Here is a 13,934-nt window from a genome sequence, read left to right on the forward strand (position 1 = left end):
GAGGATGCGGGGCGAAGCCCTTCGACACGCTCAGGGACCGGCGACGCACGCGGGCACCGGGGACGGGACGGCACCGGGGACGGGCTCGGCACCGGGGACGGGCTCGGGCTCGGGCTCGGGCTCGGGCTCGGAAGAGCGTCGTCCGTGGGACGGCGGAAGGCCCGGGAGCGAGAACCGCTCCCGGGCCTTCCGGCGCCGCCGACGGGTCAGATGCCCACCGTGAGGCTGTCGCCGTCTGCAGCGAGGCCGACGCGCACGGTGTCGCCGTCGTGGATCGTGCCGTCGAGGATGGCGCGGGCCAGTCGATCGTCGATCTCGCGCTGCATGAGCCGACGGAGCGGACGCGCGCCGTACAGCGGGTCGTAGCCGCGCTCGGCGAGCCACGCCCTCGCATCGGGTGTGACCGCGAGGTGCAGTCGTCGCTCACCGAGTCGTCGCTGCAGGCGGTCGATGTACAGTTCGACGATCTGCCCGAGTTCCTCTTCGCTGAGCGCCTGGAAGACGACGATGTCGTCGAGCCGGTTGATGAACTCCGGCTTGAACGCCTGCCGCACCAGCTGCTGGACCGCCTCCTCCTTCTGCTCGATGCTGAGCGACGGGTCGACGAGGTACTGCGAACCGAGGTTGGAGGTGAGGACGAGGATCACGTTGCGGAAGTCGACCGTACGGCCCTGACCGTCGGTCAGACGCCCGTCGTCGAGGACCTGCAGCAGGACGTCGAACACTTCGGGGTGCGCCTTCTCGACCTCGTCGAGCAGCACCACCGAGTACGGTCGGCGCCGCACGGCCTCGGTGAGTTGACCGCCCTGCTCGTAGCCGACGTACCCGGGTGGGGCGCCGACGAGCCGCGACACCGAGTGCTTCTCGCCGTACTCGGACATGTCGATGCGGACCATGGCCTTCTCGTCGTCGAAGAGGAACTCGGCGAGTGCCTTCGCGAGCTCGGTCTTACCCACACCGGTGGGCCCGAGGAACATGAACGACCCTGTGGGCCGGTCGGGATCGGAGATCCCGGCCCTGGTGCGCCGAACGGCGTCGGAGACGGCAGCGACCGCTCGGTGCTGCCCGATGAGGCGGCGCGAGAGTTCCTGTTCGAGGTGCAGCAGCTTCTCGGTCTCGCCCTGGAGCAGGCGCCCGACGGGGATGCCCGTCCAGGCGGCGATGACCGCGGCGATGTCCTCGGAGGTGACCTGGTCGTTCACCATGCGCGGTTCGCCGTCCGCCTCCTGTTCAGCCGACTCGGCGAGGGCGAGCTCACGCTCCAGTTGCGGGATGTCGGCGTACAGGAGCTTCGAGGCCTGCTCGAGCTTGCCCTCGCGCTGCGCGCGCTCGGCCTTGCTGCGGGCCGCGTCGATCTGCTTCTTGAGGTCGCCGACGCGGTTGAGGCTGGCTCGTTCGCGCTCCCACCGCTCCTGCAGCACGCCGAGCGAGGCCTGGCGCGCGGCGAGGTCGTCGCGCAGCTTCGCGAGGCGTTCCTTCGAGGCGTCGTCCTTCTCCTTCTTGAGGGCGAGCTCCTCGAGCTTCAGTCGATCGACGCTGCGACGGAGCTCGTCGATCTCGACGGGTGCTGAGTCGATCTCCATGCGGAGACGGCTCGCCGCCTCGTCGATGAGGTCGATCGCCTTGTCCGGCAGCTGGCGGGCGGTGATGTAGCGGTTGGACAGCGAGGCTGCTGCGACGAGGGCGTTGTCGGCGATCGACACCTTGTGGTGCGCCTCGTAGCGTTCCTTGAGTCCGCGGAGGATCGCGATGGTGTCCTCGACGCTCGGCTCGCCGACGAACACCTGCTGGAAGCGCCGCTCCATGGCGGCGTCCTTCTCGATGAACTCGCGGTACTCGTCGAGCGTCGTGGCACCGATGAGCCGGAGTTCACCGCGGGCGAGCATCGGCTTCAGCATGTTGGCCGCTGCCACGGAACCCTCACCGCCACCGGCTCCCATGAGCACGTGCAGCTCGTCGATGAAGGTGATGATCTGGCCGTCGGACTCGTCGATCTCCTTGAGGACGGCCTTCAGGCGTTCCTCGAACTGGCCGCGGTACATGGCGCCGGCGACGAGCGCCGAGAGGTCGAGGGACACGAGCTGCTTGCCCTTGAGGCTCTCGGCGACGTCGCCCGCGACGATGCGTTGGGCGAGCCCCTCGACGACGGCGGTCTTGCCGACGCCCGGTTCGCCGATGAGCACCGGGTTGTTCTTCGTGCGCCGAGTGAGCACCTGGCTCACCCGACGGATCTCGGCGTCACGACCGATGACCGGATCGAGCTTGCCGGAAGCCGCGATCTCGGTCAGGTTGACGCCGTACTGCTCGAGCGCGCTGCGCTGGTCTTCCTGCTGAGGCTGCTGGCCTGCTGGCATCTGGACTGATCTCCTGTTCAAAAGTTGAGTTGACTTGGCTCAAGTTTACCACCGAAGTCCTGCCCCGACAAGGTCCATACCGGGCTCGCGCAGGTCCGAAGCCGACGCCAGCCTGTGGAGGAGCCTCGATCCTCGCCGACCAATGGCCCCGCCGAGCTTCGAAGGGTAGGCTTACCTACCGATGTCCCGACTCAGCCAACAATCCCCCGACTCGATCTTCATCCTCGTCGCAGCCGTCGTCACGCGGATCGAGCAGGTGAGCCCGAGCTACCGGCGTTTCACCTTCACGGGGCCCGAGGTGCAGCACATCGCGGACAACCGTCACGACCAGCGGATCAAGCTCCTGTTCCCGCTGCCCGAGACCGGCTTCGACGGACTCCCGATGCACGACGACTGGTACCAGGCCTGGCGCCTGTTGCCGACGCCCGAGCGGCACGCCATGCGCACGTACACGATCCGCGAGGTGCGTCAGGACGTCGCCGAGTTCGACATCGACATCGCCCTGCACGGCCGCGTCGGACCGGCGTCGACCTGGGCCCTCGACGCCCGGATCGGCGACGAACTCATCGTCAACGTGCCCAACGCGCGCGCTGCCGTCACCGCGGGCGGCGTCGACTGGCACGCCCCCGAGAGCGTCGACCAGGTGCTCCTCGCCGGCGATGAGACGGCACTGCCCGCCATCGCCGGCATCCTGGAGAGCTTGCCCGACACGTCCCGTGGGATCGCGGTCGTCGAGATCCCGCACCCCGACGACATCGCTGTGCTCTCGACGAAGCCCGACGGCGTCGAACTCGTCGTCCTCCCCCGCGGCGACCAGCCGGTCGGCACCCTGCTCATCCCCGAGGTCGAGCGCATCGCGAGCCGTCTCGCACCCACCGTCGACACCGCCGCGATCGCGACCCTTCCGACACTGGAGGACGTCGACATCGACCGCGAGCTGCTGTGGGAGGTGCCGGTCGACGAGCACGGTGGCCCCGTGCTCGCCTCCGCCCCGCTCTACGCCTGGCTCGCCGGCGAGGCCTCCGCCATCAAGACCCTCCGTCGCCACCTCGTCTCCGGCTGCGGGGTCGACCGGAAGTCGGTCGCCTTCATGGGCTACTGGCGGTACGGCAAGTCCGAGGACAACGGATAGTCGGTGAGCGCCGACCTCGACAGCCTGCGGCTCCCCACCGCGGCCGCACGCGCCCGACAAGCGTCGACCGGCATCGCCCGGACGACCGCGTCGAGGTCGCTGCTGCTCGTCGTCGCCATCGCCGTCCTCGCGGCGCTCGCGGTCGCCAGTCTCTTCATCGGTTCGGGAACGATCAGTCCGTCCGAGGTGTGGCGTGCGCTCACCCACGGAGGGACCGACACCGACGCCGTCCTCGTCACCGGCTTCCGTGTGCCCCGCATGCTGCTCGCGGTCGGTGTCGGTGCGGCACTCGGCCTGGCGGGAGCGATGATGCAGGCCGTCACACGCAACCCGCTCGCCGACCCCGGCATCCTCGGCGTGAACGCAGGCGCCTACTTCGCGGTCGTCGTCGCCGTGGCCCTCGCGGGTACCGCAGACCTCAGCTCGTACGTGTGGTGGTCGTTCCTCGGCGCCGGTGTCGCCTCGGTCGTCGTGTACGTCATCGGCTCGAGGGGCCGTGCCGGCGCGACCCCCGTCCGGCTCGTGCTCGCTGGCGTCGCGCTGTCGGCGGCGTTGCAGGGAGTCACGTTCGCCATCACGATCCGCAACCCGGACATCTTCGACAAGATCCGCTTCTGGCAGGCCGGTTCACTGCAGAACCGGCAGATCGACGTCTTCCTCGGTGTGCTGCCCTTCCTCGTCGTCGGCGTCGTCCTGGCACTCATCGTCTCGCGGTCACTCAACGCGGTCGCGCTCGGCGACGACCTCGCGACCTCGCTCGGCACGCGTGTCCTCCGCACCCGCATCCTCTCGGTCATCGCCATCACCCTACTCTGCGGTTCCGCCACGGCCGCCGCCGGACCGATCGCGTTCCTCGGTCTCATGTCGCCCTACCTGGCACGCGCGATCGTCGGCCCGGACCAACGCTGGGTCCTGCCGTTCACGATGGTGTTCGCACCGATCATCTTCCTGCTCTCCGACCTCGTCGGCCGCCTCGCCGTCCCGGGCGAGATGCCCGTGGGCATCGTCACGGCCTTCGTCGGTGCGCCCGTGCTCATCGTCCTCATCCGCCGGTCGAAAGCGCAGGGACTGTGAACGGGCCGCATCCCGGCGGTCGGCGGACGGACGCCGTCACCCTGGAGCCGGGCGCGCCGGTCGTCGGCAGGCAACGCGGCCGGGGAACGGTCCGCATCGGGCCGATCAGCTGGGTGATGCACCGGCGCGAGGTCCTCGTCGTCGGCATCCTCATCGCCGTGGTCGTCGCCGTCGGCGCCTTCGCCCTCACCCAGGGCGAGTACCGCATCCCGCTCGACCGACTGCTCGCGGCCTTCGCCGGTGACGGCTCGGAGAGCGTGCTGCGAATCGTCCTCGACTGGCGGCTCCCCCGCGTCGTGGTCGCGATCGTGGGCGGGATCGCCCTCGGGCTCTCCGGGGCCGTCTTCCAGTCGATCACCCGGAACCCGCTCGGCAGCCCCGACATCATCGGCTTCAACTCCGGCGCGTTCACCGGTGCGCTCATCGTGACGCTCGTGATCGGCGGGAACTACGCGGCGACCGTCACCGGGGCGCTGCTCGGAGGACTCGCGACGGCACTCCTCGTGTACGTGCTCGCCTGGTCGCGCGGCGTGCAGGGATTCCGTCTCATCGTCATCGGCATCGCCATGAGCGCGGTGCTGAACGCGTTCAACGACTACCTGCAACTGCGGGCCGACCTCAACGCCGCCATCGTCGCCGCGAGCTGGGGGATGGGTTCGCTCGCCGACCTCGGCTGGAGCGAGGTCGTTCCGGTCGCCGTCGCGGTCGCCGTCCTCGTCCCGCTGCTCGCGCTCCTCTCCCGCCGACTCGGCACGCTCGAACTCGGTGACGACATCGCGAAGTCGCTCGGCATCCCCGTCGAACGCACTCGGCTGATGCTCCTCGTCATCGGCGTCGCCCTCACGGCGACGGTGACCGCGGTCGCCGGGCCCATCATCTTCGTCGCCCTCGCGGCGCCGCAGCTGGCCCGCCGACTCACGAGGTCCGCCGGCATCCCCCTCGTCCCCTCAGCCGCCATGGGTGCGGCGTTGCTCCTCGTGAGTGACGTCGTCGCCCAACGGATCATCGCACCGGCGGCCCTGCCCGTCGGGGCGGTGACCGTGACGCTCGGCGGCATCTATCTGATCGTCCTGCTCATCGTGCAGGCGGGAAAGCGTTGACATGCAGACCGTAACCCCCACCTCGAGACTCGCCGGATCGAACCTCCGCGTCGGATACGACCAGCGGACCATCATCCACGAGCTCGACATCGCCATCCCCGACGACTCGTTCACGGTGATCGTCGGGCCGAACGCATGTGGCAAGTCGACGCTGCTGCGGACACTCGCGCGACTCCTGAAGCCGACGCAGGGTCAGGTCGTGCTCGACGGCAACGAGATCACGAGCTACCCGTCGAAGGAGGTCGCGAAGCGCATCGGCCTGCTGCCGCAGACGTCGATCGCGCCGGACGGCATCTCCGTCATCGACCTCGTGTCGCGCGGCCGCTATCCGCACCAGTCGATCCTGAAGCGCTGGTCGGAGGCAGACGAGGCCGCAGTGCTCGCCGCGATGGAGGCGACGAACGTGACCGAGCTGTCGGGGCGGCTCGTCGACGAACTGTCCGGCGGTCAGCGTCAGCGGGTGTGGGTGGCGATGGCGCTCGCTCAAGAGACGCCGCTGCTGCTGCTCGACGAGCCGACCACGTTCCTCGACATCACGCACCAGGTGGAACTGCTCGACCTCTTCACGCGACTCAACCGGGAGGGCGGACGGACACTCGTCGCGGTACTCCATGATCTGAACCAGGCGGCGCGCTACGCGACGCACCTCATCGCGATGCGCGACGGTCACGTCGTGGCCCAGGGGGCGCCGGCCGACATCGTGACGGCCGAGTTGGTGGAGGAGGTCTTCGGGCTGCGCTGCCGGATCATCGACGACCCCGAGTCGCACACGCCCCTCGTCATCCCGCTCATGGGAGCCCACTGACTTGTCTACGGTGATCGCCAGCGCGATGCGCTGGCGCCACCCCAGGACGTTATGCGGTTGTGACCTAGGAAGCTTAGGCTTACCTCATCCCCCGCACTCCGATCGAAAGCAGAACATGCGCAGCATGCCCCGCACCCTGACCGCCGTCGCCGCTCTCGCGGTCGCCGGACTCGCCCTCGCCGGCTGCACCTCGAGCGCCCCGAGCGACGACTCCTCGGCCGCCGTCCTCGGCACGGTCGACACGATGTTCGGCGAGGTCAGCGTGCCGGAGCCCACCGGCGACCTGACCGTCGTCGCGCTCGGCTGGTCCGACGCGGAGATGGCCCTCGCCCTCGGTGTCGTGCCCGCCGCCGTCTACGACTGGCAGGGCTTCGGCGCCGACAACAAGGGCGTCGGCCCCTGGGCCACGGACCTCTTCGGCGACGTCACCCCGGAGATCATCGAGGACAGCGGCGACACGGTCAACTACGAGCAGATCCAGGCCCTCGAGCCCGACCTCATCCTCAACACCCGCTCGGCCGGCGACGAGAAGCAGTTCGAACGGCTCTCCGAGATCGCCCCGACGGTGTACGCCCCCACGGGCACCGCGGCATTCGCCACCCCCTGGGACGTGCAGCTCGAGCAGGTCGCCGCGTCCCTCGGCAAGACCGAGGAGGGTGACGCACTCGTCTCAGCCACGAAGCAGTCGATCAACGAGGCAGCTGAACTGCACCAGGAGTTCGCCGGTCTCACGACGGTCGCCGCGACGAAGTTCGGCGACGCGTACGGGGCCTACCTCGAGGGTGACGGCCGCTTCGACATCCTCGCCGACCTGGGCTTCCAGCAGAACCCGGCCGTCCTCGACCTCGAACCCGCTGGTTTCTACGCGTCGGTCTCGGCCGAGCAGGTCGCGGCGTTCGACGCCGACGTCGCCGTGATCCTCCCCATCGGCTTCACCGCCGCCGAGACGACCGCCGACCCGCTCCTCGCGAGCCTCGCCGTGGTGCAGTCGGGTCGCGCGATCGTCCTCGACCCCGCGGACGAGCTCACGCAGGCCTACAGCGCCGCCTCGGTGCTGAGCATCCCGGTCGTGCTCGAGCAGCTCGTCCCGAAGCTCGCGGACGCAGCGGCGAAGGTCGCCGAGTAGGACCTCGCGCCAGCGCGCTGCACCACGGCAGGAGAAACGCACGGGAGCCGGACGGAATCACGCATTCCGTCCGGCTCCCGTGCGTTTCTCCTGTGGCTCAGGCGGGACGGGACAGCTTCTGCAACCGCGCGAACCCGATCGACCCCACGATCAGCAGCATGACGAGCAACACGACGACAGCGGCACCCGTCGCCACGGGGAGCAGCGCCGTCAACCCACCGCCCACGAGCAGGGCGAGCAGCACCGCGTCCGACTGCCAGAGCAGCACGTTCGCCGACGACGCGTCACCGAACGGCGTCGGGACGGGCATGAGCAGACCGATGGGCAACGGCCCCTTGGCCGCGTCGAACACGCGCAGGACGACGATCCACACCGCGAGCAGCAGCCACCACCACACCGGCACGAGCAGGCCCATGCCGCCCGGCGCGGCGGACGCGAGCGCACCGACGAGGGCACCGGCCCCACCGAACACGACCGCCGCACCGAGCGGCGCGACCGCCCCGGCGAGCACGAGGGCGAGCGGGCTGCGACCGTAGAGCGTCGGCGTCCCTGCGCTGTCGACGCCGTGTCGCACCGCGTCGCACCAGACGCCCACCGCGAGGTACGCGAGGAAGGCCGTCGGGACGGCGAGCATCCACCGCACGCCGTCGGGGAGTCCCAGCGACAGCCCGACCCCCAGGCCGCAGGCGAGGAGCACGATCGAACCGAGGAGCACGCGTCCCGCCGTCCGTCGGGCGCCGACGAGCGTCCGCCGCAGGACGACGAGCCAGAACGGGCCGTCCAACGACAGCTGGATGCGTCGTCCCCGGGTCGGCCTGGTTCGGAGCCCACCGATCGCGCCGGCCGCATCGCCCGACTGCAGGAGCATCCCGACCCGCTGCCAGCGACGCGCCTGGTCGAGCAGCGCAGCACTGCGCAGGCCGTCGAGCGACCGCGGGACGAGGAGCAGCGCGGCGATTCCGACCAGGAGTGCGGCGACCGCCGGCCACCACAGGGTGGGTGCTGGTCCAGCCGTCGCGAACCAGCCGGAACCCACCGCGAAGAGCGAGAACGACCCGCTCCCGGAGAGCGCCTGCGAGATGACGAACGCCTCCGGGCCACCGACGAGCATCGTCCAGAGCAGGCCAGACCACCCCCACGGCGTGACCAGCAGCGCAATCGGCACGACCATGCCGAGGAGCCCCGTCCCCGCGGCGATGACCGCGATCGACGCCACGACCCGGCGAGACCCTCGTTGGCCGAGCAGCCACACGACGCCGAGCATGAGGGCGAAGCCCACCGTGCCGACGAGGAAGGCGACGACGGCCCCTGGCTCCGTCGGCCCGGCGATCCCGATGATCAGCGCTGACGTCGTGCTCGCCCCGGCGGAGACGACGCTCCGCTCCCCCGGGATCAGCAGCCGTGACAGTCCGAGGACGCCCGCACCGAGCACACTGAGCCCGACGAGTGCCAGCAGCGATCCGATGAACGGCCGTCGCAGCGTCAGGCGACGAGGCAGCGGCGAATCGGCGAGGAACTGGACGGCCGCCGGACGGGGGACGACCGGTCCGCGCACCCGACCGCCGAGCGCGACGAGCAGCACCAGCAGTGCCGCAACGACGGAGGCGACACCCGCCCGGGTCGAGGCGACGACGCTCGCAGCATCCGGCTCGATGAGTCCGAGGACCGCGAACCGCACGAGCGGGGCTCCGACGATGAGGGTGACGAGGAGGCCCGCGTAGGCGATGTACGCGATGTCAGCGATGCGCGGTCGACCGTCGCGTGCCGCGAGCACGGCACGGCTCGCACGGAACACGTGGCGGTCGGCCCGACGTGTTGAGCGCTCGTCCCGACCGTCGCCGACGGCACCGGGCCTCCTGCCGTTCGGCGGCGTCACGGGGCCTCGACGGTGATCGCCTCGTCCGCGATCCGCTCGATCAGTTCGCCGTTGTGGCTGGCGAAGACGACGGCCGCACCACGTTCCTTGGCGAGGAGGACCCGATCGGCGACGAGCCCACGCCGCTCGGCGTCGAGGCGCTGCTCGGGTTCGTCGAGGATGAGGACGTCGAACGGGCGGACCAACGCGGTGGCGAGCGCGAACAGCTGCGACTGGCCGGAGGACAGCTCGTGGACGAAGCGCCGGGCGAGCGCGTCGATCCGGAACGCGGCCAGCAGTTCGTCTGCAGCGGCATCGGCGGCGCCCCCGGTCACGCCCCATGTCGTCGAGATGTACCGGAGATGCTCACGGAGGGTGAGGTCGGGTGCGTACGCGGGTGTGCCGATGAGCGCGGACACCGAACGGCGGACCGCTCGATCCCGGTCGTCGATGGTGCGGCCGGCGATGGTCGCCGTCCCGCTCGACGGCTTGAGGCGACCGCTCAGGATCCGGAGCAGTGTCGTCTTCCCCGAGCCGTTGCGACCGCGTACGGCGAGCGCCAGGCCAGGGTCGACCCGCACGTCGGTCGGCGCCAGCAGCACTTCGCCGTCGATCACCGCCCCGATGCCGTCCGCCTCGATCAGCGGCTGCACCGCACCGTTCACTGGTCCGTCGTCGTGTTCCCCCATCCGTCCATCCTGTCAGGCCGCAGGAGAACTGCACGGCCGGGCGGGTGCAGGGTGCAGAATGCTGAGCATGGTGATGAGCACGGGGACGAGCGCCTACGACGAAGCCGTGCGGGCAGTCCGGAGCGGTGGGCTCGGCCCCGACGCCGCAGCGGACCGACTCGTCAGCCAGCTCACCGACGCTGAACTGCTGTCGCTGCTCGACGGCGACGCCCCGCGATGGCAGCTCCCCCTCATCCCCTTCCTCCTCGGGCGACGGGCGTTCGTGGCAGGGGCGGTGCCACGGCTCGGTATCCCGGGCATCCGCTTCAGTGACGGTGCGCGCGGCGTCGTGATCGGCCGCTCCACCGCCTTCCCGGTGACGATGGCGCGAGCTGCGAGCTGGGACCCGTCGCTGGAGGAGGAGGTCGGCCGAGCGATCGGCGCGGAGACGAGGGCGCGCGGCGCGAACTACTCCGCGTCGGTCTGCGTGAACCTCCTCCGGCACCCCGCCTGGGGTCGCGCGCAGGAGTGCTACGGCGAGGATCCGGTGCTCACCGGGGTGATGGGCTCGGCGCTGACCCGCGGCGTCCGCATCCACACGATGGCCTGCGTGAAGCACTACGCACTGAACTCGATGGAGAACGAGCGGTTCGAGGTCGACGTCTCGGTCGACGACCACGCGCTGCACGAGGTGTACCTGCCGCACTTCAAGGCGGTGATCGACGCCGGTGCCGATTCGGTGATGAGCGCCTACAACCGGGTGCGCGGCGAGTACGTCGACGTCAACCGCCCGCTCCTCACCGACGTGTTGCGGGAGGAGTGGGGGTTCACCGGCTTCGTGACGAGCGACTGGGTGTTCGGAACGCACGATGCCGTCCAGAGCCTCGAGGCAGGGCTCGACATCGAGATGCCGCTCCGGCTCCGCAGGGCACGCGCATTGCCGGGTGCCCTCAGGGACGGCACCCTGCGGAGACAGACGGTCCTGCGTTCGGCCCGGCGCATCCTGCGGACGACACTGCAGCACGCCGCCCTCCGCGCCGCCGCGCCGCCGAGTACGGGGGCCATCGCCTCCCTCGAGCACCGCGCACTCGCCCGACGCACCGCAACCCAGTCGATGGTGCTGCTCGCAAATGCACCCGTCGACGGTGCACCGCTGCTCCCACTGGCGCCGGACCTCCGCCACGTCGCCGTCATCGGTCGGTTGGCGCGGGACGCGAACCTCGGCGACCACGGCTCGTCACGGGTGCGCCCACCGACCACCGTCTCACCGTTGCAGGGGCTCCGAGAGGCGCTCCCCGGCGTCCGGATCACCACGGACCTCGGCCACAGTGAGCACGCAGCGGCAGCCGTCGCGGCCGAGGCGGAGACCGCCATCGTGGTCGTCGGTCTGAACGAGCGCGACGAGGGCGAGTCGGTGCTGACCGGCGGCGTCGACATGGGTGTGCTCGGCGCCGCATTCGACTCCGGATTCGCGCGACGGCTCGTGACGGGCGTCGCACGGCTGGCGTCCCGGCTCGTCCGCGGCGGTGATCGCGCCTCCCTGACGCTCCGCCCCTCAGACGAGCGCCTCATCCAGGCGGTGGCCGCAGCCAACCCGCGGACGGTCGTCGTGCTCATCGGAGGCAGCGCGATCCTGATGGAGCGCTGGCGCGACCGCGTCCCCGCCATCGTGCTCGCCTGGTACGGCGGGATGGAGGGGGGCCACGCGCTCGCCGATGTGCTGACGGGGGCCGCCGAGCCCGGCGGGCGACTGCCGTTCGTCATCCCGACGGACGCCGCCCACCTGCCGCCCTTCGACTCCGCCGCGAAGTCCGTCTTCTACGACGCCCGCTGGGGCCAGCGCCTGCTCGACGAGGACGGGCACACACCGGCGTTCCCCTTCGGCTTCGGCCTCGGGTACACCACGTTCGAGCATCACCTCCTGGCGCACCGCTTCGACGACGACGGCGGCACCGCGGACGTCTCGGTGACCAACACCGGCGAGCGCCCTGGCTCGACCGTCGTCCAGATCTACGCTGCTGATGCCGCTCTGCATCGTCCGATCGCCCAGCTGCTCGGCTTCCGCAAGGTGACGCTGGCACCGGGCGAGGAGGTCACGGTGCGCATCGACCTCGACGCGGGGCCGACGCTGCAGCGGGACCCGCACACGCGGCAGTGGTCCGCGCGCGCCGGCGACTGGGTCGTCATCGCGGCGCAGCACAGCCCGTCGGAGTGGTCAACGGCCCAGCCGCTACGGCGTGCGAGCGCCACGACACCGGCCGAGCCCGCATCGGACGAACTGTCCGACTGACCGCCCCCGCGTTCGACTACTCCGGCGTCGGTACCGACGACGTCCCGAGGGGCTCGACGCGGACCCGCAGCGTCTCGTCGCCCCGCAGCACCGCACGCAGGAGCCGCTCCGTCCGGCGGCGCAGCGTGACGATCGACTCGTCGCGTCGGAGCAGGAGCCCGCCGTCGGCATGCGCGTAGCGGTGCTGCAGGTCGTCGACCTCCTCGGCCCGGAGCAGCGCGACCGTGCTGTCGTCCGCCGGGTCGACGAGCCTCGCGAGCGCGCCGGAACCCGTGAGGTCGCTCGCGACGATGCGCCTGGCGCTCGCACTGAAGATCGTCTTCTGCGCCGCCCTCGTCACGATCAGCGGCCGCGCGGGACCGTCGAGCAGCCACGAGACCACGTCGCGAGCCGCGTCCGGTCGACCGACCCTGCGTGCCGCCTCCTGCATCCGCTGGAGCTTGCCCGGTTCCTGCAGGATCTGGTCGATCTTCCAGCCGATGGTGGCAGCCGTGTTGCAGCGGACCGCCGCCCCTTGCTCCATCAGGTAGTCGCCGTTGCGGACCTCCTGCCCGGGGATCGGGTTCACGAGCACCATCGGCAGCCCGGCCGCCATGCACTCCGACGCCGACAGTCCACCCGGCTTGCCGACGAACAGGTCCGCCTGACGCAGCAGCTGCGGCATCTCCGTCGTGAACCCGTGCACCGTGTAGCGATCGTCCGACCCGACGACGCTCTCGATGCTCCGACGCAGTTCGTCGTTGCGTCCGCAGACGATGGTGGCGGTGAAGGACGAACGCAGGTGCATCGTCTGGCGCACGACGGCAAGGGCGTAGTCGCCACCCGACGCGCCGGCCGAGATCAGCAGCATTGGCGGCGCCGTGGCATCCCGTTCGGGCACCTCGACCGGCTGCGGTCTGATCGGGATACCGGTCGCCGCCACCCGGTCGACCGGCAGCCCGAGGGCGGTCAGCTGGACCCGACCCTCCTCCCTCGCGAGGAAGAGCTTGTGGAAGGCGCTCGTGAGCCACAACCCCTGGAAGTCGTAGTCGGTCGTGACGACGGCGGTCCGGGCGTCGATCGAACCACGGATGATCAGCGTCGCCACGAGCTGGGCGGGCAGGAAGTGCGTGCACACGATCGCCGTCGGCTGGAAGCGTTTGATCGCGCTGACGACGGGCATCGCGTTCGCCTGCGTCCACGGGTCGAGCGGTCCTCGGCGCCGGAACGGGGCGTCGCTCAGGTCGTAGCCCCACTCCACGAGCCACGGGGTCTCCTCGACGAGGACGAAGTAGCCCTTGCCGAGCACGTCGCGGTAGAGCGAGGTGCTCGCCTGCAGGACGTCGAGCACCTGGACCTCGGCGATGTCCGCGCGGCCCTCGCAGGCCTGCTGGACCGCCGCTGCGGCGCTGTTGTGCCCTGATCCGACTCCGGCCGAGAGGATCAGGACGCGCTCGGCGCCGTGGTTGTTCCCGGTTGTCGCTGCTGTCGTCCCCATGCAGTGATGCTACTGGGCGGCCCTCCCCACCAGCCGTGTGGGCGGATGCCGTC

Annotated in this window: 10 protein-coding genes; 6 read left to right on the forward strand and 4 right to left on the reverse strand. The window is 70.5% G+C overall.

The features are described from left to right. Positions 1–206: 206 nt before the first annotated feature. Positions 207–2,354 (reverse strand): ATP-dependent Clp protease ATP-binding subunit, encoded by a 2,148-nt coding sequence (locus KXS11_RS16395; RefSeq protein WP_437386698.1) that lies wholly within the window; start codon positions 2,352–2,354, stop codon positions 207–209. 181 nt (positions 2,355–2,535) lie between these two features. Between KXS11_RS16395 and KXS11_RS16400 the strand changes: the two genes are divergently transcribed. The 5 genes from KXS11_RS16400 to KXS11_RS16420 all read left to right on the forward strand — a co-directional run bounded on the left by KXS11_RS16400 (position 2,536) and on the right by KXS11_RS16420 (position 7,591). Continuing rightward, positions 2,536–3,486 carry a siderophore-interacting protein gene (locus tag KXS11_RS16400; RefSeq protein WP_437386699.1) on the forward strand — a complete coding sequence of 317 codons (951 nt, stop codon included), beginning with the start codon at positions 2,536–2,538 and terminating at the stop codon, positions 3,484–3,486. Between the two features lie 3 nt (positions 3,487–3,489). After that, on the forward strand, positions 3,490–4,560 hold the full coding sequence (locus KXS11_RS16405; protein WP_437386700.1) for an iron chelate uptake ABC transporter family permease subunit: 1,071 nt from the start codon (positions 3,490–3,492) through the stop codon (positions 4,558–4,560). Then, complete coding sequence (locus KXS11_RS16410; RefSeq protein ID WP_437386701.1) at positions 4,557–5,660, forward strand: FecCD family ABC transporter permease; 1,104 nt, start codon at positions 4,557–4,559, stop codon at positions 5,658–5,660. Before KXS11_RS16405 ends, KXS11_RS16410 begins: the two co-directional genes overlap by 4 nt. 1 nt (position 5,661) lies before the next feature. Then, positions 5,662–6,465: an ABC transporter ATP-binding protein gene (locus tag KXS11_RS16415; RefSeq protein ID WP_437386702.1), complete on the forward strand. Its 804-nt coding sequence runs from the start codon at positions 5,662–5,664 to the stop codon at positions 6,463–6,465. A gap of 124 nt (positions 6,466–6,589) precedes the next feature. Beyond that, on the forward strand, positions 6,590–7,591 hold the full coding sequence (locus tag KXS11_RS16420; protein WP_437386703.1) for an ABC transporter substrate-binding protein: 1,002 nt from the start codon (positions 6,590–6,592) through the stop codon (positions 7,589–7,591). 97 nt (positions 7,592–7,688) lie between these two features. Here the strand turns inward: KXS11_RS16420 and KXS11_RS16425 are convergent, their stop codons facing one another. Together KXS11_RS16425 and KXS11_RS16430 are read right to left on the reverse strand one after the other, a co-directional pair. Next, positions 7,689–9,467 (reverse strand): hypothetical protein, encoded by a 1,779-nt coding sequence (locus tag KXS11_RS16425; protein ID WP_437386704.1) that lies wholly within the window; start codon positions 9,465–9,467, stop codon positions 7,689–7,691. After that, on the reverse strand, positions 9,464–10,135 hold the full coding sequence (locus KXS11_RS16430) for an ABC transporter ATP-binding protein (RefSeq protein ID WP_437386705.1): 672 nt from the start codon (positions 10,133–10,135) through the stop codon (positions 9,464–9,466). Before KXS11_RS16430 ends, KXS11_RS16425 begins: the two co-directional genes overlap by 4 nt. A 67-nt stretch (positions 10,136–10,202) precedes the next feature. On the opposite strand from KXS11_RS16430, the gene KXS11_RS16435 reads away from it, so the two are divergent. After that, complete coding sequence (locus KXS11_RS16435; protein ID WP_437386706.1) at positions 10,203–12,404, forward strand: beta-glucosidase; 2,202 nt, start codon at positions 10,203–10,205, stop codon at positions 12,402–12,404. A 16-nt stretch (positions 12,405–12,420) separates the two neighbouring features. Here KXS11_RS16435 and KXS11_RS16440 read toward each other — a convergent pair whose 3' ends face one another. Continuing rightward, complete coding sequence (locus tag KXS11_RS16440) at positions 12,421–13,881, reverse strand: MGDG synthase family glycosyltransferase (protein WP_437386707.1); 1,461 nt, start codon at positions 13,879–13,881, stop codon at positions 12,421–12,423. Between the last annotated feature and the right edge of the window lie 53 nt (positions 13,882–13,934).

Source organism: Plantibacter flavus, assembly GCF_051487245.1.
GTDB lineage: Bacteria > Actinomycetota > Actinomycetes > Actinomycetales > Microbacteriaceae > Plantibacter > Plantibacter flavus_B.

Excerpts from the sequence above, each read along its gene's own strand:
- KXS11_RS16395 (WP_437386698.1), bottom strand. The coding sequence starts at position 2,354 with ATGCCAGCAGGCCAGCAGCCTCAGCAGGAAGACCAGCGCAGCGCGCTC.
- KXS11_RS16400 (WP_437386699.1), top strand. The coding sequence starts at position 2,536 with ATGTCCCGACTCAGCCAACAATCCCCCGACTCGATCTTCATCCTCGTC.
- KXS11_RS16415 (WP_437386702.1), top strand. The coding sequence starts at position 5,662 with ATGCAGACCGTAACCCCCACCTCGAGACTCGCCGGATCGAACCTCCGC.
- KXS11_RS16420 (WP_437386703.1), top strand. The coding sequence starts at position 6,590 with ATGCCCCGCACCCTGACCGCCGTCGCCGCTCTCGCGGTCGCCGGACTC.
- KXS11_RS16430 (WP_437386705.1), bottom strand. The coding sequence starts at position 10,135 with ATGGGGGAACACGACGACGGACCAGTGAACGGTGCGGTGCAGCCGCTG.
- KXS11_RS16435 (WP_437386706.1), top strand. The coding sequence starts at position 10,203 with ATGGTGATGAGCACGGGGACGAGCGCCTACGACGAAGCCGTGCGGGCA.
- KXS11_RS16440 (WP_437386707.1), bottom strand. The coding sequence starts at position 13,881 with ATGGGGACGACAGCAGCGACAACCGGGAACAACCACGGCGCCGAGCGC.